Annotated in this window: 17 protein-coding genes and 2 pseudogenes; 5 read left to right on the forward strand and 14 right to left on the reverse strand. The window is 70.4% G+C overall.

Features of this window, described 5'->3' with window-relative positions:
• Positions 1-105: 105 nt before the first annotated feature.
• The 3 genes from ACFWY6_RS10760 to ACFWY6_RS10770 form a co-directional block, all read right to left on the reverse strand.
• Positions 106-1,551 (reverse strand): aldehyde dehydrogenase family protein, encoded by a 1,446-nt coding sequence (locus ACFWY6_RS10760; RefSeq protein ID WP_384687850.1) that lies wholly within the window; start codon positions 1,549-1,551, stop codon positions 106-108.
• Between the two features lie 188 nt (positions 1,552-1,739).
• Positions 1,740-3,326: a PucR family transcriptional regulator gene (locus tag ACFWY6_RS10765; protein WP_384687851.1), complete on the reverse strand. Its 1,587-nt coding sequence runs from the start codon at positions 3,324-3,326 to the stop codon at positions 1,740-1,742.
• 205 nt (positions 3,327-3,531) lie between these two features.
• The gene (locus ACFWY6_RS10770) at positions 3,532-5,673 is read right to left on the reverse strand and encodes an ATP-binding protein (RefSeq protein WP_384687852.1); all 2,142 of its coding nucleotides are present in this window, start codon (positions 5,671-5,673) and stop codon (positions 3,532-3,534) included.
• Between the two features lie 157 nt (positions 5,674-5,830).
• On the opposite strand from ACFWY6_RS10770, the gene ACFWY6_RS10775 reads away from it, so the two are divergent.
• The 3 genes and pseudogenes from ACFWY6_RS10775 to ACFWY6_RS10785 form a co-directional block, all read left to right on the forward strand.
• Positions 5,831-7,006, forward strand: coding sequence for a hypothetical protein (locus tag ACFWY6_RS10775; RefSeq protein WP_384687853.1), 1,176 nt, complete (start codon positions 5,831-5,833; stop codon positions 7,004-7,006).
• Between the two features lie 147 nt (positions 7,007-7,153).
• Positions 7,154-8,488, forward strand: a complete 1,335-nt coding sequence (gene gabT / locus ACFWY6_RS10780; protein WP_384687854.1) for a 4-aminobutyrate--2-oxoglutarate transaminase — start codon at positions 7,154-7,156, stop codon at positions 8,486-8,488.
• A gap of 248 nt (positions 8,489-8,736) precedes the next feature.
• Positions 8,737-8,943, forward strand: a pseudogene (locus ACFWY6_RS10785) (phosphoesterase); the annotation flags it as partial.
• A gap of 201 nt (positions 8,944-9,144) precedes the next feature.
• Here the strand turns inward: ACFWY6_RS10785 and ACFWY6_RS10790 are convergent.
• A complete protein-coding gene (locus ACFWY6_RS10790) occupies positions 9,145-9,342 on the reverse strand; it encodes a hypothetical protein (RefSeq protein WP_384687855.1) in 198 nt (65 codons plus the stop codon).
• Between the two features lie 190 nt (positions 9,343-9,532).
• Positions 9,533-9,802 (reverse strand): hypothetical protein, encoded by a 270-nt coding sequence (locus ACFWY6_RS10795; RefSeq protein ID WP_384687856.1) that lies wholly within the window; start codon positions 9,800-9,802, stop codon positions 9,533-9,535.
• 161 nt (positions 9,803-9,963) lie between these two features.
• Between ACFWY6_RS10795 and ACFWY6_RS10800 the strand changes: the two genes are divergently transcribed.
• Positions 9,964-11,169, forward strand: a complete 1,206-nt coding sequence (locus tag ACFWY6_RS10800) for a helix-turn-helix domain-containing protein (RefSeq protein ID WP_384687857.1) — start codon at positions 9,964-9,966, stop codon at positions 11,167-11,169.
• A 313-nt stretch (positions 11,170-11,482) separates the two neighbouring features.
• Here ACFWY6_RS10800 and ACFWY6_RS10805 read toward each other — a convergent pair whose 3' ends face one another.
• The 7 genes from ACFWY6_RS10805 to ACFWY6_RS10835 all read right to left on the reverse strand — a co-directional run bounded on the left by ACFWY6_RS10805 (position 11,483) and on the right by ACFWY6_RS10835 (position 17,723).
• A complete protein-coding gene (locus tag ACFWY6_RS10805) occupies positions 11,483-12,886 on the reverse strand; it encodes a phage major capsid protein (protein ID WP_384687858.1) in 1,404 nt (467 codons plus the stop codon).
• Positions 12,887-12,891: 5 nt separating this feature from the next.
• Positions 12,892-13,428 (reverse strand): HK97 family phage prohead protease, encoded by a 537-nt coding sequence (locus ACFWY6_RS10810; protein ID WP_384687859.1) that lies wholly within the window; start codon positions 13,426-13,428, stop codon positions 12,892-12,894.
• 130 nt (positions 13,429-13,558) lie between these two features.
• Positions 13,559-13,792, reverse strand: coding sequence for a hypothetical protein (locus tag ACFWY6_RS10815; RefSeq protein WP_384687860.1), 234 nt, complete (start codon positions 13,790-13,792; stop codon positions 13,559-13,561).
• Positions 13,793-13,924: 132 nt separating this feature from the next.
• Positions 13,925-15,145, reverse strand: a complete 1,221-nt coding sequence (locus ACFWY6_RS10820) for a hypothetical protein (protein WP_384687861.1) — start codon at positions 15,143-15,145, stop codon at positions 13,925-13,927.
• Positions 15,142-15,543, reverse strand: a complete 402-nt coding sequence (locus ACFWY6_RS10825; protein WP_384687862.1) for a hypothetical protein — start codon at positions 15,541-15,543, stop codon at positions 15,142-15,144. The genes ACFWY6_RS10820 and ACFWY6_RS10825 overlap by 4 nt, the downstream gene beginning before the upstream one ends.
• Positions 15,544-15,703: 160 nt before the next feature.
• Entirely contained in the window at positions 15,704-15,943 is a 240-nt protein-coding gene (locus ACFWY6_RS10830; protein ID WP_384687863.1) for a hypothetical protein, read from the reverse strand.
• Positions 15,944-16,271: 328 nt separating this feature from the next.
• On the reverse strand, positions 16,272-17,723 hold the full coding sequence (locus tag ACFWY6_RS10835; protein ID WP_384687864.1) for a recombinase family protein: 1,452 nt from the start codon (positions 17,721-17,723) through the stop codon (positions 16,272-16,274).
• A gap of 139 nt (positions 17,724-17,862) precedes the next feature.
• On the opposite strand from ACFWY6_RS10835, the gene ACFWY6_RS10840 reads away from it, so the two are divergent.
• Positions 17,863-18,447, forward strand: a complete 585-nt coding sequence (locus ACFWY6_RS10840) for a phosphatase PAP2 family protein (protein WP_384687865.1) — start codon at positions 17,863-17,865, stop codon at positions 18,445-18,447.
• Here ACFWY6_RS10840 and ACFWY6_RS10845 read toward each other — a convergent pair.
• Positions 18,435-19,475: pseudogene (locus ACFWY6_RS10845) on the reverse strand (chitinase); the annotation flags it as partial. The gene ACFWY6_RS10840 and the pseudogene ACFWY6_RS10845 overlap by 13 nt on opposite strands.
• Positions 19,476-19,684: 209 nt before the next feature.
• Complete coding sequence (locus tag ACFWY6_RS10850) at positions 19,685-20,152, reverse strand: hypothetical protein (protein ID WP_384687866.1); 468 nt, start codon at positions 20,150-20,152, stop codon at positions 19,685-19,687.
• Positions 20,153-20,370: the final 218 nt, after the last annotated feature.

Here is a 20,370-nt window from a genome sequence, read left to right on the forward strand (position 1 = left end):
CCCGCCGCCGCCGGGGCGCCCCCACCCGCGACGGGCGGGCCCCCCCCCCGCTGGGGCCCCGCCCGTTCGGTTCGTGAAGTGTCTTGCGGGTGGCTTGCAGGTGCCTTACAGGGCCAGGCCCGTCAGGACCATGACTCGCTCGTACGTGTAGTCGTCCATCGCGTACGCCACGCCCTCGCGGCCCACGCCGGACTGCTTGACGCCGCCGTACGGCATCTGGTCGGCGCGGTAGGACGGGGCGTCGCCGATGACCACGCCGCCGACCTCGAGGTCGCGGTGGGCGCGGAAGGCGGTCTGCAGGTCGTGCGTGAAGACGCCCGCCTGGAGGCCGTACTTGGAGTCGTTGACGGCGGCGAACGCCTCCGCCTCGCCGTCCACCTTCTTGAGCGTGAGGACCGGGCCGAAGACCTCCTCGCAGGCGATGGTCACATCGGCCGGTACGTCGGCGAGCACGGTCGGCGCGTACGCGGCGCCGTCCCGCTTGCCGCCCGCGAGGAGCTTCGCGCCCGCGTTGACGGCCTCGTCGACCCAGGCCTCCACGCGCTTGGCGGCGTCCTCGTTGACGAGCGGGCCGACCTCGGTGGCCGGGTCGGACGGGTCGCCGGTGACCTGGGCCTCGACGGCCTTCACGACGCGCGGCACGAGGCGGTCGTAGACGGACGCGTCGGCGATGACCCGCTGCACCGAGATGCAGGACTGGCCGCCCTGGTAGTTGGAGAAGGTCGCGATGCGCGAGGCGGCCCAGTCGAGGTCCGCGTCGGAGGAGAAGTCGTCCAGGACGACGGCCGCGCCGTTGCCGCCGAGCTCCAGGGTGCAGTGCTTGCGCGGCACCGAGTCCATGATCGCGTAGCCGACCTTGTCGGAGCCGGTGAAGGAGATGACTGGCATCCGCTCGTCCTGGACCAGGGCGGGCATCTTGTCGTTGGCGACGGGGAGCACGGACCAGGAACCGGCCGGCAGCTCGGTCTCGGCGAGGAGCTCGCCGATGAGGAGGCCGGACAGGGGGGTCGCGGGCGCCGGCTTCAGGATGATCGGCGCGCCGACGGCGATGGCCGGGGCGATCTTGTGGGCGCAGAGGTTCAGCGGGAAGTTGAACGGCGCGATGCCGAGGACGACGCCCTTGGGGAAGCGGCGGGTCAGCGCGAGGCGGCCCTGGCCGCCGGCGTCGGTGTCCAGACGCTGGGCCTCGCCGCCGTTGAACCGGCGGGCCTCCTCCGCGGCGAACCGGAACACGGAGACCGCGCGGCCCACCTCGCCGCGGGCCCACTTGATCGGCTTGCCGTTCTCCGCGGAGATCAGCTGGGCGATCTCCTCCGTGCGCTCGACCAGGCGGTTCGACACGTGGGAGAGGGCCGCGGCGCGGACGTGGGCCGGGGTCGCGGCGAACTCGTCGCGCACGGCGTACGCGGCGGCGACGGCCTCCTCGACCTGGGCGTCGGTCGGGACGGCCGCCTTGCCGACGAGCCGCCCGTCCCAGGGCGAAGTGACGTCGAGAGTGGTCTCACCGGTGGTCTGGCGACCGGCGAGCCAGAAGGCGTGGATGGAAGTCATGTCGATTCCCGGCCCTTCCGCGAAAGGTGTGTCTTGGGGGGTACGTTCCCCACCGTAGGGGCGGTAAGGGTGCGGGGCGTTTGTCCGACGCGGTGCGTTGGACACGGGGTCTGCGCCGCTTTGGCAGGGGCCGGGGGCTTGCGCACCGCCGATGTCCTGCCGATGACCCGGCGATGACCCGGCGGCGCCTACTCCGTGCCGCTCGACGTCGCCTTCAAGGAGAGCCACAGCTCCATGCGGACGTCCGGATCGTCCAGGCTGCGGCCGAGGATCTCCTCGACCCTCCGCATCCGGTAGCGCAGCGTGTGCCGGTGGACGCCGAGGTCCGCCGCCGCCGCGTCCCACTGGCCGTGCCGGGACAGCCAGGCCCGCAGCGAGGCGATCAGATCGCCCCGGCCGGTGGCGTCGTGCTCGTACAGCGCACGCAGGAGCCCGTCGGCGAACGCCCGTACCGCGTCGTCGGCGAGGAGGGGAAGGACGGAGCCCGCCGCCAGCTCCTCGTGCTCGACCAGCGTGCGGCCCCGCCGCCGGGCCACGGACAGCGCCTGGTCGGCCTGCTTGTATGCCGTGGCGGCCGCGATCGGCCCGGCCGGCGCGGAGAGCCCCATCAGGAGCGATGCGTCGTCGCCCGCGCCCTGCTCACGCACCTCCGAGCGGCCGGACTCCAGCTGTTCCGCGTGGGCGACGCAGGCCGCAGCCCCCGCCCCGCCGTCCACGACGAGCAGCACGAGCCGCTCGCCGTACGGCACGACGAGGAGCGCCTCGCCGGCGCGCGCGGCGGCCGACTCGACGGCGTCGGTGAGCCCGGCGAGCGGGTCGCCGCCCTCGGGGGCGGAGGCCGGTACTTCGGCCACCACGAGGCGGAACGGGGCGTCGAGGAGCCCTCCGTACAGCTCCCCCGCCACGGTCCGCGCGTGATCCGGCTCCCCGGCGAGCAGCATCCGAAGCACCGCGGCACCGATCCGCGCCTCGGCGGCGTGCAGCGAGCGGTTGCGCTCCGTGGTGAGGGTCAGGAGCGCTATGGCGGAGTGCAGGGCGTACCGCTCGGCCGTGCCGAGGGTGGACGCCGTGCCGACGGCGAGCGCGGCGCGTGGCCGCCGCCCGGTGCCGATCGAGTGCAGCTCCACGCGGTCCTCGGCACCGGCGACGACCGCGCTCGCGGGGGCCGTCCGGTCCCGCAGCCGCTCGACGTCGGAGGTGAGACGGGCGGCCCTGCGGGACGCCCACTCGGGTGCCGTGGCGACGACGGCTCCCGAAGCGTCGTACAGCGCCGCCCAGCCGTCCACCTGCCCGGCCAGCGCGGCGAGCAGCCCTTCGGGGCCGTCGCTCAGCGCCTGCCTGGTCAGCTCGCGCTGGGCGGCGAAGCCCGCCGTCACCGCGCGGTACTGGTCGGCGGCGATCGCGGCCGACACGGCCTTGCTGATGGCGAGGAACGGCGTGCGCCGCGGCACCTCGATGAGCGGGAGACCCTCGCCCTCCGCGGCATCGACCAGCGCCTGCGGAATGTCGTCGTAGTGCACGCCGACCGCGAAGCCGAGCCCGACGACGCCGGCCGCCGCGAGCCGCTTCACATAGCGGCGCATCGCGTCGGGATCCTCCGCGTCCAGCTTGAGCGCGGTGATCAGGAGGAGCTCGCCGCCCTCCATGTAGGGCACGGGGTCGGTGAGTTCACTGGCATGCGCCCAGCGCACAGGCGCGTCCAGATGCTCCTCACCGGCGCGCACGGTCAGCTTGAGCGCGGAGTGGTGGACGAGGGAGGCGAGCGTGGGCGGCATGGGACCTTCAGGTCGGGTCAGTGGCAGGTCTGGGAGTCGACGGCGTCGGGTGAGAGGGCACCCGTCCGGCCCGTACATCGAATCGCGGACGAGATGTGGATCTTTTGGCCGCTACGTATGAACGACCTGTGTCGATTCTGCCTCACCGTACGGTACGTACGAGACCGATTACCCCGTACGTACATCCCTACCTATGCCCCGGCGACTAACCCCGAAGGTCCACGAGCAGCGGCGGCGCGTGCTCGCCGCGGACGTCGGTGAGGGAGAGTACGGCGTGGCCTGGGGGCACTCCGTGAGCCAGTTCGGATGCCGACCAGCGCTCCCGCTCGACCTGCCGCACGGTCACCGCACGGGCGGTCGGCGCGTTGCCGGTGATGACCCGGCGCAGCATGTGCACGGTCTTGCCGAGCGGGGTCTCGGCGATGATCTGCCGGTCGGTGACGTCCCGTGCCTCGATCCACTCCTTGCCCCAGACCTCGGCGAAGTCCTGCCCGTCCCACGGGGTGAGCCCGGACAGCGCCATCCGGCAGCCGATCGAGCCGAGCAGCGGGGTGCGCAGCGGGCGGGGTGCGTCGTCGAGCGTACGCAGGGTCAGTACGACGCCGGCGTTCGCGGACCGCAGCCGCTGCACCCGGCGTACGACCTCAGGGGTGATGGTGCCCGTCGCGTCGTCCAGGACGAGGCAGGCGAAGAGCGAGCGGTCCTCGCGGGCGGCGGCGCTCGCCATGAACTGGGCCAGCATCAGCCGGGCGAGGATCCGAGAGGCGTCGGCGTGACCGCGCTCGGGGAGGTCGATGCGGACGCGTACGGGGTGGTCGAGGGCCCGCAGCGAGAAGGGGCGGCCCTGGCCCGACGTGTCGAAGAAGGAGGCGAAGGCCGGGCGGTCGAGCAGCGCGATGCGGTCGGCGATGACGGCCCCCGGGTCGCCGGGGTGGCCCAACTGCCGCTCGCGGGCGTCGAGTTCCCGCAGCATGGCCTCCTGCCCCGACTCCTGGAGCGCCTTGCGCAGCGCGCCGAGCGGGCCGGGGGCGCCGTCGAGCAGCGCGCGCAGCTCGGGCACGGAAGGGAAGCGCCGGTGCACCGCGTGGTACGGGCCGAGCAGCTGGGCGAGGACGGTCGTCGAGCGGCGGCTGTCACCGCCGGGATGCGGGTCGACTAGATCGCCGACGAGTGCTTCGGCGAGCACGGCGGCCGCCTCGTCCGGATCGCCGGTCCCCCCGTACAGATCAAGGTCGTACACGGAGTCGGGATGCCCGACCCGTACGACGACGTCGTAGTCCTCGGCGGGCCCGAGCCCCGCGCCCGCCGCGCCGACCACCACCACGGCGGCCCGCCCGGCGAGCGCCCCCAGGCAGAGGGCCTCGGCGATCGGCCAGACGACGCTGCTGGTCTTGCCGGACCCGGCGGGCCCCACGGCGAGCAGCGAGGTACCGAGGAGCTCGGGCCCGATGCCGAGTCCCGCTCCTCGGTAGGCATACGGATTGCGCGGGTCGTCGACGGTCGTGCCGATGCGTACCTGCGCCGTGGCGAGGTCGTGGCGTGCGGCGCGCGCGGGCAGGTCGCGGTCTCCGGAGGGGTGCGGGCAGGCGGCGGCCCCGTCGCGTACGACGGAGTCGCTGAACGCGCCGATGGTGTTGCGCCCCGCCCGCACGGACCGCCAGGCCCGCGAGATCCGGGCGTGGTCGACGTCCCGCATCAGCCCGGCCCGGGCGTCGGCGGCAAGCCGCTCGGCGGCCGCCTGCGCACCGGCGTCCCGCAGTTGGGGCCACTGGGCGGGGTCCTCGCCGGGGGCGGGCGCCGGCTGCTGGGGGGCCGGCCGGCGGAAACGGGGCGCGACGAAACGGCGCCAGACCTCGCCCCAGCGGCCGATGCGGCCCACGCCGATCATGATGCCGAGCACGATGAGGGTGTAGTAGCCGTACCAGACGACGGCGTTGCCGATCCGGTCCTCCGTGTAGATCCAGGCGTCGGGCAGGAACAGCTCGAGCGGCAGCACCCACCATCCCCCGAGATAGCCGTTCCACAGCAGCGACCAGAGCAGCCACCCCACCAGGAACGCGATCAGCGCCCCGCTGAGCAGCTGCCGCGTCGGGGTGACCTCCGGCTCCTGCTCGGGCCGCGGCTGATGCCCGAACCGCCAGACGCCGGGCTGCGCACCGGGCCGGGGCGTGCGCAGCCACCGCAGGTACGCGGAACCGTCGGGCTGCGGCGGCACTCCCGGCGCCTGCGCGGGGCGCGGCGGCGTACCGGGCGCACTCGGCCGACCTGCGGAGCCCGGAGGCACCGCCGGCCGCGGCACCGGTGTGGCGTGCGTGCCGCGTGCGTCGTAAGTGCCGTCGGAGTCCATGACCCTTGCCCCCTGACCTGCCGCTCTGCTGTTCCGCGGGTCAATCTAGTGCCCCCGCAGGGGGAGTTCACCGAATACGCGGCCGGGCCTGCGGGAATGGGGCGGTGCGGGGCGGAGCGAACCGGGCCGCGCATCGCCGTCCCGCTACCGTCGTCCGATGGCCGATCACCAGGACCAGGACATAGAGGACCACGACCCAGCCGTCGGAACGCGGGAGCACGCCCCGATCGCCGCGCCGCCGCCCGGGAAGCCCACCACCGCCTGGGACGCCCCATCCACCCGTCGGGCCTTGAGATGGCACACCATCAGGACCGTCCTCGCCCTCGCCGCCTGGATCGGCGGCTGGTTCGTGCTGCTCGACATCACGCAGCACACCTTCCACCTGGCCTCGCTGGTGTTCATCCCGTACACCGTCTATGCCCCGTACCGGCTCCTGATGCTTCTGGCGGGAACGCTGCCCGGCGCATTCCGGATGCGGCGCACCCTCCGCGGGCACCCCTGGCGGCTGATCGAGGGCGCCGAGCACGGGATGTCGGCGCATCCGGCCGCGGCGAGCGACAAACCCTGGATCGCCGTGCCGGATCCGGAGGCTCCCGACGACCCGGCCGCGCGGCTTCCGCTCCTCCTCGTCGCCGAGCCCCGCGCACGATGGTGGCTGCGGCGCGTCCGTCCCGGCGCCACGCCCGAACAGCGCGCGGAGATCGGTGTGTTGTGGTGCTGCGGCGACCCGCGGGGCGATGTGGTCATCGCCGTATCCGCACGCCCGGACGGCAGGTCGGGGACGCCCCGTCGGCTGCTCTTCCTTCAGCAGCGCGGCGCCCTGGTCGCGAGCCGTCGCCACGCTCCGCCCGCGGCGGCGGATCCGGACACCGCCGACCGCACGCGGCCCGCCCTCTCCCATCCGCCGACGGCCCGCACGATGCGCGGCCGCATGCGCCGCCGTGCTCTCCTCCTGCTCATCTGGCCCGCGCTGCTCGCCGTACAGATCGCCGAGATCACCCTCGACGAGGGCCACGACAAGATCGGCCTTGTCGTGATCATCGCGATCGCGCAGCTGACCGGGCTCCCGCTGCACATCGGTGTGCTCGTCAGCACCCGGCGGATGACCCGCCTGCTCGCCGCCCATCCGTGGCGTCCCGTCGACTGCACGATCCGCAGCCGGGGCAAGACTCAGCTGATCACCGTCGATGGCCGGGACCTGACGCCGAGCCCCTGGAGGGTCTACGTCGATGTCAACGTCACGCGCCTGTGGATCGCGGGCGATCAGGACTCGCGCCGCATGGTCTCCGTGCCCGGCGGCGCCCGCCCCGTGAGCGTCGCGCCCACCCCCTGACTCCGCCGGGCGTACCGCTATGTCCACCACGGACAACCGCCACGCCCAACGACTCCCCCGTGGAGCATGACCACCCCCGGTCCGCGGCCCTAACCTGCGAGGAAAGCAACAGTGCGTCCGTAACGCCCCCACCCCCAGGAGCCCTCCATGACCGAAATTCCGCAGGAGCGCCGCGTCGTCACCGCCATTCCCGGGCCGAAGTCCCAGGAGCTGCAGGCCCGCCGGACCGCCACGGTCGCCGGTGGGGTGGGTTCCGTGCTGCCCGTGTTCGCGGCGCGTGCCGGTGGCGGCATCATCGAGGACGTCGACGGGAACCGCTTCATCGACTTCGGCTCCGGCATCGCCGTGACGTCGGTCGGTGCCAGCGCCGAGGCCGTCGTGCGCCGCGCGACCGCGCAGCTCGCCGACTTCACCCACACCTGTTTCATGGTCACGCCGTACGAGGGGTACGTCGCCGTCGCCGAGCAGCTCGCGGAGCTGACGCCGGGTGACCACGCGAAGAAGTCCGCGCTCTTCAACTCCGGCGCCGAGGCCGTCGAGAACGCCGTCAAGATCGCCCGTGCGCACACCAAGCGCCAGGCCGTCGTCGTCTTCGACCACGGCTACCACGGCCGTACCAACCTCACGATGGCGCTGACCAGCAAGAACATGCCGTACAAGAACGGCTTCGGGCCGTTCGCGCCCGAGGTCTACCGCGTACCGGTGGCCTACGGCTACCGCTGGCCGACGGGCGAGGAGAACGCCGGTCCCGAGGCCGCCAAGCAGGCCATCGACCAGATCACCAAGCAGGTCGGCGCGGACAACGTCGCCGCGATCATCATCGAGCCGGTGCTCGGCGAGGGCGGCTTCATCGAGCCGGCCAAGGGCTTCCTGCCGGCCATCGTGCAGTTCGCCAACGACAACGGGATCGTGTTCGTCGCGGACGAGATCCAGTCCGGGTTCTGCCGTACGGGTCAGTGGTTCGCGTGTGAGGACGAGGGGATCGTCCCGGACCTGATCACGACCGCCAAGGGCATCGCGGGTGGTCTGCCGCTCGCCGCCGTCACCGGTCGCGCCGAGATCATGGACTCCGCGCACGCCGGCGGCCTCGGCGGCACCTACGGCGGCAACCCGGTGGCCTGCGCCGGTGCGCTCGGCGCTATCGAGACGATGAAGGAGCTCGACCTCAACGGCAAGGCCAAGGCGATCGAGGCGACGATGAAGTCCCGCCTCTCCGCCATCGCGGAGAAGTACGACATCGTCGGCGACATCCGCGGCCGTGGCGCCATGATCGCCATCGAGCTGGTCAAGGACCGCGCCACCAAGGAGCCGAACCCGGAGGCGACCGGCGCCCTGGCCAAGGCCTGCCACGCGGAGGGCCTGCTCGTCCTCACCTGTGGCACGTACGGCAACGTGCTGCGCTTCCTGCCGCCGCTGGTGATCGGCGACGACCTCCTCAACGAGGGCCTGGACATCATCGAGGCGGCCTTCGCCCGCATCTGACGCCGTCGGCGGCGGCCGAACCACGGCGGGCGCCGCCGATAGCGGTCAACGGAGCCGGGATCACCCCATAGCGGGAAGATCCCGGCTCCGTATGTATCCGCACATGCCCTGACGTGTGTGTACCTCACGCGGTGAGAGAGCCGTGACCTGGGGTGACGGGCAGGGCGTGTGAAGAACGTGTGCGGGCCCCATGACGGGTTGTCGTTCCGCCTGTCGGCCCGTCACCACCTGACGTACGGTTTCTGCAGATGAGAGAAACACCCCGCCCACAGGGGACTGTGGGCGACACCGGGACGGAGCCTCCCCAGCCCCGTCTTGGTCGTGCCCTCGCGCACACACCCGGAGCTTCTGGCTCCGGAACTCCTCACCGATCGGATGGCCGCACGCCCCAAACCCCCCGGGGCGCGCGGTTCGCCGATCAGCCCGGCCACTTCGGAACTACCCCCGTTGTGCCTTCGCAAGTAGGCCACGGCGGATAGCCCGGATCGGTCGTGCTCCGAAGGGCCAGCGCATACCCCCCCTTGCGCTGGCCCTTCGGCATGTCTCGGTAGGCACAGCCCAACCGTCTGCATGGCGGCGCCCCCTAACCGTTGTGGGCAGGGGGCGCTTCACGTCCCGGTCCGGCGGACGACCACGGGGCGCCGGACCGGGGGCTCTCAGGCGGGCATCTCCTCTTCGTACCGGACGCGTCCGCCCGTGCCCGCCGGGTGCTGGTCCAGCGGGACGACCCCGAGCACGGAGCGGCACAGCGGGCAGAGGTAGACGACGCGCCCGCCGCAGGACGCCGTGTGTTCCAAGGCGACTGCGATCGGCTCGTCTGTCGGCTCGTCGCACTCTCGGCAGATCTTGGTCATGACGTCGTCCTCAGGGAGGGACGACGGCCGTGGCCACAGCCGTGGGCGCACCGGTACACGAAGAGTGGAGGCTCGGCGGGCGGGCGCTTGCCCGGTACGTACACCTCGACGTTGTCCCCAGGGCACAGTGCGCATTCGCCCAGCTGGCATTGAGGGGATAGATCATCGGCCCTCGCCTTCGTCTTCACCGTCATGGCGTCCGCCCCGGCGTCGTCAGGCTCATCTCGGCCACGCTGACGCGCAGAAGCTCATCGTCGTGCGCCCGCCGCACGTTCTCGGGCTTCGCGTCCCACTCGCGCCCGCCGCCCGGCGGACGGAGCTGGACGTAGGGGCCTTCGTGACCCATCAGGCGTCCGAGCCGCATCCTGTTGGTGTCCACGACGAGGGTGCCCACGGGGTGCACCTCAACCTCAACGGGCGCCGTTCCCTCGCTGCTCTGCGTGTGGCTATCGTCGGTCATGTCGACCTGCTTCCATCAGGTTGGCCACGCCCCGGGGTCGCCGCCCGCGATCGCCGGGGTCCGTACCTGTCGATGCTTCGACATCCCTGCACAGGGCGCGAGTTGACCGGTGTTGACTAAGCTGGAAGTCAACGGTCAATGCCTCGTCGGGAGCCCGCCCCATGACCGAGTTCGCAGCACGTGCCCGCGCCGCCCTCGCGGAAGAGGGCCTCTCCATGCGTCGGGCGGCTCGCGCGCTCAACTACGACACCGCATACGTGAGCCGGGTCCTGAGCGGAAAGCAGCAGCCCTCGGCGAAGTTGGCCGCAGGCCTTGATCGGCTCGTTGGTGCTGGCGGCGCGTTGGCAGCCTTGGCCACCCCCAGGCCCGAGGCGTGTGCCGACGACCCGCCGCCTTGGGCACGGGGCGGCACTGACGACGACCTCGAAGCGCTCGAGCTTGCCCGGCGCGTCCAAGCCAGCGACGTTGGCAGCGAGACCCTCGACCGACTGGAAGCCGCCTTCGATCAGTTGGCGGTCGACTACCAGACAACGCCTCCATCCGACTTGCTGCAGGACGTGCGAAGGCACTCGGCCTACGCGTCCAAGCTCCTGGACGATCGCAAGACGCTGAGCGAGCATCGGCGCCTGCTCGTGATCAGCGGCTGGCTTTCCCTGCTCGCCGCGACGCTGCATGTCGATCTCAAGCAGGGGCGCGCGGCCGCGTCCAGGCTGCGGACAGCGGCCTTGCTCGCGCAGCATGCCGAGCACCGTGAGATCCACGCCTGGACGTTCGAGACCGAAGCGTGGATCTCGCTCACAAACGGCGACTACTCACGAACCGTTGAACTGTCACAGGCTGCCCAGGCGGTCGCCCCACGAGGGGGTTCGGCGGAGATCCAAGCCACGGCGCAGGAAGGGCGAGCCCGTGCCCGCCTCGGACAGAGCCAGGAGTCTTACGAGGCGATCGACCGCGTACAACGACTCGCGTCCGCCATGCAGATGAGAGCACGGCCGGAGCATCACTACCAGTACGACGTCGCGAAGGTCACGTCCTACACGGCGACCACATTGGCGTGGATCGGCGATCCCGCTGCCGAAGCCCCCGCACGCGAGGTGATCGCCCAACTCACGTTGGGGGACGACTCGACCGCGTGGCCGCGCCGTGCTGTGACCGCTCATCTCGACCTTGCGCTGACGCTGCTCTCCGGTGGTCGACTCGACGAAGCATGCGATGCGGCCCAGACCGCGATCATGTCCGGGCGGCTCCTGCCCGCGAACCACTGGCGTGTGCTGGAGATCGTCAAGGATGTCGAGGCCCGCAAGCTCCCCGAAGCGCTGGAACTGCGCGAGGCGTACCAGGAGTTGAACCCCAAGGTCGACGGTTGATCACAGCGGCTACCGGTGGCCTACCTGCATGTCTATACATGGATCTATGCAACCACCTATGCATGGCTATCCAGCGCCCTGACCTGGGGTTATGCGGGTATCGTTGGTGACCAAGCTCTGACCTGCGGAAATCCTCGTAGAGAGAAAACAGGTCGATAAATGCGGTGGTCGACCCCCGGCCGGCGGCCGTTGGAGATCCACCCCCCAGTTTCTGCATAGTGATGCAGCTCCGGCGAGATCGAGTATGCAGACGTCGGGAGATCTCTACGCATCGACTGCATACTCATCCGCTCGGGCTAGCCAGGCGGTCGTGTCACGCCGACAGGTTGAGCAGCCGGAACGCGTCCGGCACGAGGACATCGCTGCCGGTGCGCTTGTACGCGTACCAACCTCGCTGACCAGTCGGCCGCCGGTTGGCGCCGAACAGGTGCGGCACGTACTCGATCGTCGTTCCGATGCGGTCGACGATGGCGAACTGGCGGAAGTCGCCTGCGAGAAGCAGGTAGTCGGCAGCGCTGCCTGTGATCGTTCCGTCCATCGCGCTGTTCTCGTTGAGCTGCCATCCGAGCAAGCGCGGCATCTCGCCGCTGTCGTCGATCACGGACTCGGTCATGCCAGTTCCCTTGATCACCTGTCGGTAGCCATTGACCACGCTCAAGTTCGCCATCCACTGGGCACGCGGACGCCAGCGCGGCGGGAGCGCGTTCTGTACGGCGTAAGGCTGGCCGGTGGCGTAGGCGGTCCCGGCGTCCGTGACGACGGAGCCGGGCACTGCGGACACGGCAGTGATGATCCCGCGCGGCTGACCGGAGCCGGTACCGAGCGTGAACGCCTGCGTCTCCAGGTTGTCGAACGCGTCGGTGATCACTTCCCCGAGCTGCTCGCCGATGTTGGAGTCGGCCGCGATCTCGAAGCTCGCGCTCACGAACGCCACCCCCTTGTACGGCGTGATCGTCGGCTGCGCCACGGTGGGTGAGTCGTCGGTGGTCTCGGTCGCTTCCGGGTCCCAGTGCGCGATCACCCCGGCACTCGTGATCCCCGACCAACTGTCGGTGGCGGTGGTGACCACCCGAGCCAGACGGCGCAGCGGATTGGCGGACCCGGTGTTGGTCAGGATGATCGACGGGTCCAAGGTGAACGGCACCATGAACCCACCCGCGCTGTCGGTCAGTGACATGGCCCGCTGCACGGTCTTGGCCCGCTGGAACGCGGCGACCTCGGGCGCGGTGAACTCCCGGTGCCCGTGCGCCGGATCACGGAACAGCTTGCCGACCGCCGACTCATAAAGGGGGTCAGCGGTGGCGGCGGTCCAGCGGGCGAGGTGGTCCAGCTCGGTCCCGTCGGCTCGGTCGAGGAGACCGGCCACCAGGTGGCGGGCGTGATCGGGAGCGTGCGCGGCACGGTCGAGGACGCGCAGCGCCTGGTCCCTCAGCGGGGCCGTGCCGGGTGGCGAGCCGCTCGGCCCCGGGTCGCTGCCCTGCTCGCTGTGGCCGGGCCGCTGGGCCAGCTCCAGGATGCGCCGCATCTGGCGTTCCATGATCTTCAGCTCGTCGAGGCGCGCCTCGACTTCCTGGAAGCTGGCGGCGTCGTCGTCGCTGAGGTCGCCGCTGGCGCGCTCCAGGATGCGGCGGCCGTCAGCGGCCAGCCGGTCACGCTCGGCATGCAGTTCGGACAGGCTCAGGGAGTACGGGTAGTACCGGGTGGTGGGCTCGGACATGGGTGTCACCAGCTCTTGATGATCAAGTCGAGGCGCCTTCGGGCGGCATCGACACTGAGGGTGGGATGGGCACTGCGGACCCCCGCCACGACCGCCCCCGGATAGGCGGGCAGACCGACCAACGAGACTTCGATCAAGGCTGCTTCGACACGTTCGATGACGTCGCCGTCCCGGCGGTCCCGGACGGGCCGGAACGAGACGCTGAAGGCGTCCACAGCGCCGTCTCGCACGAGCGTGAGGGCGTCGTCACCCTCCCGGGTCTCCGCGACGCGAAAGGCCGCGTACAAGCCGTCAGGGGTCTCGCGGAGTTCGGTGGCCTTACCGATCGGCAGGCGGCGGGATTCGTGTCCGACGAACAGTTTCACCTTCTGTCCACGCTCCCTGATCGAGCGGGCAAAGGCGCCTGGGGCGAATCGCTCACGGTAGGTTGCGCCGAATTCGGAGATCTCGGCAACCTGCCCGTAGGGCACGGCCGTTCCGAATACCGTGCGGCCGGATTCAGCGGCCCGCAGAACAGCTGCGGTGCGGTAGTGGAGCGCCACGAAGTCACCTACGCAAAGGAGCCAGGGGAAGGGAGTCCGCTGCATGGCGACCAGGTATCCGGGGTGTTCCGCCTCTGCGAAGTTCCGGCGTTCCTGCGATACCGAGCAACCCCAGCGTACCCGGAGGTGCTTACAAATAGCCGCCGGGCGGCTCAGGTTCGGAACGGTTGTCGCCATAGAAGCCGACTCCGTGACGGTTGACCATGAACGTCAAGTCGCCTTCGAGGAATAGCCGGATGACTTCGAGAGCGTCGTCACGGCGAAAGATGAGATCCAGGTTCTCGGTCACCGCATCGCGAATCTTGTCGGCGGCCCGCGCGATGAACTCGGCCTCGTGATCGGGGCGGTCTGGGTTCGGCATCATGGTGGTATTCCGTCCGTTGGAGTGGTCTGGCCTGCGGCTGGGCGTCACCAGATTTGTCAGTAGGTGCGGGGAGCAGCGAATGGATCGCTCGTCTCTTCTCCGGGGTCTAGGGGGAGCTACCAACAAATCTGGTTACGTTTCCGAGGCCTTCTCGTTGGGCGGCTTGAGGATGCTGGCATCGATGCCGTTCGCCGCGCTGTAGAGCCATGCCGTCTTGTTGTCGGGGAGTTCAACCTCGGAGAGTTCGAGAACGCCGAGCATGTGGAGTGCCTGCAACTGGCGGTCCACGGTCGATCTAGGCTTGCCCAGCCGCCGCCGCACCTCGGCCGTGCGCGAGTCGGGGTGCGCGGCGACATCCAGCAGGATGGCCATCCGCAGGGGCGGCATCGAGTCGCGGGCACAGCGCAACGCGAGCGCTAGTGCGTCAGGCCGGTCCATGCCGATGGCCATCGCCCCGCGCGCGACCTGGGCCAGTTGCTTGGCGAAGCGGGTCGGCATCTCAGGGGCGTGCGCGTCGACGACATCGCCCCGGTAGTCGTAGATCACCCCGGTGCGGGCGAGGGTCACCACGTCGGCAGCCGCCAGCAACCGGTCACGCTCATCGTCGACGAGCCGAATGCCCGAACCGGAGTCGATGCTACCGAGCACCCCGCCGACGGCTGCGGCGAGTTCGGCCCGCATCTGGGGCTCGTCGCCGGTGTTCGCGATCGCCCGGCGGCCGGATGCCTGACGCCCTTGGGTGGAGTCCATCCGCAGCAGTACGAAGCGGTCGCCCATAGTAGCGATCACGTCGTGGGCCTGGTCCCAGGCTGTGGTGACTGCGCCGATGACGGCCAGGCGGCCGGTCCACGTCAGGGTGCGGCCGCCGTCGGTGCCGACGTTGCGCTCCCAATGCCCGTCGTAGACCTCCCGCAGCGCGGCGAGCACCGTCGCACGCGCGTCGCGGTTGGCCGACAGGATGCTCGTCACGTCCTTGATGACGAGCACGCCCGTGCTCCCGATCCTGCGGAGCAGTCCGCCGGTGGCGTCCTTGGCCTTCTCCCGCTGCGGCGACGCGGACAGCAGCGCGCCGTCACTGCTGATCGTCGACGTGACGAGTGCCCCGGCGCCGGACAGTGCCTGCACGGTCTCGGTCTTCGCGTTGCCCGAGCCGGAGATCACCAGCAGCCACAGCGGATCGCCGTCGAGACGTTCGACCGCCGCCGTCGCCAACACGGCGTTCAGGGCGTCAAGGTCGTACTCCTCGCCGAGCCATCGGCGCGCCACCCGGTGGGCTTCAGCGAGAGCCTCGCGCTGGACAGCGCCGGGTTCCACCCGGCCGGTCAGGAACTGTACGACGGGGTCCAGGGTCATGCCGCCGCCCCCGGGTGCTTCAGATAGCGGCCGGGCTCGCCAGGGACCCGGATCGGGGGCCACCCAGGCGTGGCCACCAACCGGTGCGGCGGCCGTCGCCGGGACTGCGCGACGCGCATCTCGGCAGCGGTACGCCGACGGGCCAGCGCGCCCGCGATGGAGGCCGCGTAGGCGTTCGCGTCCGCAGTGATCTCCCGGAACCACTCATCCGCATCGAGGCCGTCCAGCCACACCTCGTAAGCACGATGCCGACGCCACAACTCGGCCGCCCTCAGCACGGCCACCGCCCGCAGCGGATCGCTCGGCCGCAACCGCAGCCACGCCAACGACCCGTACTCAGGCACCACGTCTTCGTCCCGCTCGCCCAACAGCGCCGTCGCCTGCGCCGTCGCCCACAACGCCGCGACCTCACCCGGACCTGTCCGGCCAGTTGCATTCCCCGAGGAAGAACGGGATTTCCGTACCGAGGAATGCGGCGCTACCGTGGACACGACGCCCAACCCGCCCGGTTGCTCCGTCGGCGCCCCCGGAATTCCCCCTCCGGGGGCCGCGTCATTGTCAGGCCGCATTCTGGTCACCGCCGTCCTCAGAGACGGGCGGCAACAGGGCGCGCAGCCGGTCGAGTTGTTCCGACGTCGGGACGGGAGCGGTTTCGACGATGCGGCGTATGTATTCCTCGGCCAGGGTCGTCTTCAGTTCGCGCCGGACGTCATCGGCTGTTTCGGGGTCATCGGGGTGCCACCGCTCATGAGCGGCGAGACGGGCACGGAGATTGTTGATGTGGGGTGCGTTCGGCATGCGCCGCGAACTCCAGACTGCGGGTCCTGAGCTCTCTCACGCTGAATTCACCTAGCCACCACGTCCGGCCCGCCGAAACGATCGGGGCCTGCGTGGCGCAGAGCCGTGTCAGGGTGAGCGACCACGGCAATGCCTATGCTACGCCCGTACGAATACCGGACCGCATATGGGCCCTTTCGGCGTTCCGCCAACTCGCCACCCCAACCGTGGGGTTGGGTGCCATTTACCTGTGATGCCGCCTGTAAGGGGAATGCCAGCACGCGAGCGACACGCTCAAGCGGCGCCGACGAAAGGCGTAGCGGCGGGACGAATGCCCCGCCGCTGCGTGTCATGCCGCCCGCACCCACTCGATGCGCTCCGCGACCGGCCCCGGCGAGCGCGGGGCCGCAGCGGGCATGATCCGGGCCCGCCCGATCACCTCGGGGCTCAACAACAGGGCTGCAATGGCTCGTTGCGCTGAGACGGGCGTGGCCTCCCAGCGGGCCGCAACATCGGGACCGGGCTGGAACAACTCGTTGAGGCTGCTCGGCCGAGCCAACCGCTTCAACCGCTGCTCCAGTTCGCCCACCCTCTCCTCCAGCCGCTCCGCGCGCCGCGCGAACCGCCGCTCCTCCGCCAAGGTCTCAGGCTCCGCAGCCTCCGTCTCCTGAAGGTCAGCACGCGCCTTGGCCAGTTCGCCCCTGATCTCGTCCGCCTCACCGCCAGAACCCGCAGCGTCGAGTCCCTCGTAGATGTCCGGCCGCGCCAAGTAAGCCACGATCACGCCGGGGTGCTCACCGTCGCCGATGAAGTACGCATCAACATCAGCCTTCGAGACCCGCCAGCAACCGCCCCGGCACTCGTACTGATCTTCTTTGCTCCGGTGCCTGACCGTGATCGCGCTACCGCACCCGGCACACGTGACGGCCCCAGTGAGCGCGTAGAGAGCGGCCCCCGGATTCCCCTTGATCCGCGACGGGTCCGAGACGATCCGCTGCACGTCGTAAAACAGCTCGTCGCTCACCAGTCGGGGCCATGCCGCCTTCACCGTCGTGCCCTTGGTCTCCCGCAAGCCGATGTAGCAGACGTGCGTGACCAGGTCCCGCAGCGTCTGCCCCGACAACGGCTTGCCGCGCCGTCCGACGATCCCGCGCCTCTCCCAGTCCGCCGCAATGGACCTGAAGGAGACCCTCGCCCGAACAGACTTGAACAGCTCAACGATCAAAGGGCCTTCGACCGGGTCCGCGTGCTGTCGGACGAACACCCGCTCGCCCCGCCTGATCGCGTACTCCCGCGCGTACCCAAACGGGCAGATCCCGTGCGGCTGGCCCTTCCGCGCGTTCGCGTCGATACCCCGCTTCGTCCGCTTGCTGATCTTCGCCGACTCATACTCGGAGTCCACCGCGTCCTCAAGCAGGGTGCGCCGGTCGCGCGGGTCGGCCGGATCGTAGACCCGCCCGTGCGTCGTGACGTAGACGCACACGCCACGCTCCTCGCACAGCTCGATCAACAACACCCACTCCCCGACCCTGCGCGACCCGCGCGACGACTCCCACAGCCACAGCAGATCGGCGCCGAACGTGTCGTTCTCCAGGTCGGACATGAGGCGGGCGAAGTCGTCGCGCGCCCGCACCGCGTAGCGCGACGCGCTGCCCTGGTCCTGGTACGGCTGGCCGAGAGTGACGCCCTCGCGCTCGGCCGCTCGGCCGTTGTCGTCGTGCTGCTCGGGAATCGACCGCTCGCCACGCGCGGAGACCCGCAAGTACTCACGGCCGATCTTGCCTGCCAGGCTGTCCCTCATGGCTACCTCCGAGGACCGGGACCAGGATCCGCACACCAAGTGTGCGCCTACTGCTGAAGGTAGAAGGCCCCCTGTTCCGAGGTGGCCGGCCCTTTCTCTTTCCCTCTGTGCGCTGTTCTTCGCGCTCATCACCTGGCAGGTGATCGCCGACGGCCCCCTCCGCGACGCGGACGAGCGGCTCGGCCCCCGGATCACCGGAAGCCGGCTCCCTGACGGCGCCGCCGAGTTCCTCGCCGACCTCGGCGGAGTCGCCGTCGCCGCGCCCGTGCTCGCGGCCGTCGCCGCCTGGACCGCCTGGCGGGGCCGGCTCGACGGTGTCTTCCGCTGGTGGCTCGCCCCGGTGACCGCCGCCGTGGCGATGGCGGCGGTCCCGGCTCTGGTGATCCCGCTCAAGGTCCTCATCGACCGCACAGGACCGCCGGGCATGGACGGCAGCGGCTACTATCCGTCGGGCCACACCGCCACCGCCATGGTCGCCTACGGCGGGGCGGCGCTGCTCCTGCTCCCGCATCTGCGCGGCACGTACGCCCGACGCGAACTGGTCATCGCCTGCGCCCTGTTGAACTTCGGGGTCGGGCTCGGTCTGGTGCGGCGCGGATACCACTGGCCGCTGGACGTGGTGGCCGGCTGGCTGCTGTTCGGGATGGTGCTGCAGGTGATGGTGGTCGTCGTGGCGCGGTACGGCCGCCGCCCCACCGACACGGACTCGGCTCAGCCGAAGTAGGCGTCGAAGTTCTTCGAGAACTCTCCGTTGTTGAAGCGGTCCCAGTTGATCGACCAGGTCATCAGGCCGCGCAGGTCCGGCCAGGTGCCATGCGTCTGGTACGAGCCGCAGTCGGTGCCCTTGGTCAGGCAGTCCAGGGCCTTGTTGACCTCGCCCGTCGGCACATGGCCGTTGCCCGCGTTGACGGAGGCCGGCATGCCGATGGCGACCTTCTGGGGCGGCAGCGGTGGGAAGACGTTGGACGCGTCGCCCGCCACCGGGAAGCCGGTGAGCAGCATGTCGGTCATCGCGATGTGGAAGTCCGCGCCGCCCATGGAGTGGTACTGGTTGTCCAGGCCCATGATCGGCCCCGAGTTGTAGTCCTGGACGTGCAGCAGGGTGAGGTCGTCGCGCAGGGCGTGGATGACCGGCAGGTACGCGCCGGCGCGGGGGTCCTGGCCGCCCCATTTGCCGGTGCCGTAGTACTGGTAGCCGAGCTGGACGAAGAAGGTCTCCGGCGCCATCGTGAGCGTGAAGCCGGACCCGTACTTGGACTTGAGGGTCTTCACCGCGGAGATCAGGTTCACGATCGACGGGGTCTTGGGGTTCTTGAAGTCCGTGTCGTCGGCGTTCAGGGAGAGGGAGTGGCCCTCGAAGTCGATGTCCAGGCCGTCGAGTCCGTACTCGTCGATGATCGCGGAGACGGACGACACGAAGGTGTCGCGGGCCTGCGTGGTGGTGAGCTGTACCTGGCCGTTCTGGCCGCCGATGGAGATCAGGACCTTCTTGCCCGCCGCCTGCTTGGCCTTGATCGCGGCCTTGAACTCGTCCTTGGTCTCCACGTTCGGGCACTCGGTCCGTGGACAGAGGCCGAAGCGGATGTCGCCCGATGTGGCGGACGTCGGCTCGCCGAAGGCGAGGTCGATGATGTCCCAGCTGTCGGGGGTGTCCGCGAGCCGGGTGTAGCCGGAGCCGTTGGCGAAGCTGGTGTGCAGATAGCCGACGAGGGCGTGGTCGGCGGCGGCCTTCGGTTGTGCGGTGTCCGCCGCGGCGGTCGTGGCCGGAAGGCCGGACGCGGTGAGCGCGCAGGCGGCGGCCGTGGCCACGGTGAGACGTCTGAGAGAGCGCGACAAGGAACGATCCACAACTGCCTCCGGGCATGGGGGGATTGGAGGGCGGGTCGCGCTTAATTTGGTCCAGACCAATGCGTCTGTCAAGACCTCAACAACTCCCGTGCCCCCGGGCTCCCATGCCCCGGCTACTCCCCCGGCTCCGTCCCCTCCCGCGCGAGTCCGGCCGCCGCCTCGTGCATCGCGAGTTCGAGCAGCGCCGGATCGGTCAGCGTGCCCGAACCGTCAGGCGGGATCAGCCAGCGCGCCGCGCCGCTGGCCCGCCCGGGATAGGGCACGACGATCCAGGTGCCGCGCCCCGCACCGCGGATGCCCGTACCGATCCAGCGGGCGACCGTGCCCGCCGGGACGAAGAACCCCATGCGGGCGTCGCCGAAGTCGGCGAGCACGGGCCCCGGGCGGTCGATGCAGCGGGTGAGCACGTCAAGGGTGGGGTAGCCGAGTTCGCCGGGCAGGATGAGTACGTCCCAGAGCCTGCCCGCCGGCAGCAGCGCGACCCCGAGGGGATTTCGCTCCCACTCCCAGCGGCAGGCCTCCGGATCCGGAGCCACCGACACCAGCCATTCGACCGCCGACTTCGTCCCTGAGGCATTCATCGAGGGACCTCCTCTTTTTCCTGTGCGCCAGGTGTGCCTGTCACAGGTGAGAGGGGGTCGGGGGCGGAGCATTACGCGGGTTTCGCCTACCAGTTGGTAGTGCGACGGGGCGGGGCGAAACAACCCCCGAACCCCGACCGCCGCACCCCCCCCCGGGGCGCCCCCCCAGGCGAAGCCCCGGCCCCCCACCAGTCGCATATACACAACAGACGCTGCCG

The organism is Streptomyces sp. NPDC059037 (assembly GCF_042740015.1).
Lineage (GTDB): Bacteria > Actinomycetota > Actinomycetes > Streptomycetales > Streptomycetaceae > Streptomyces.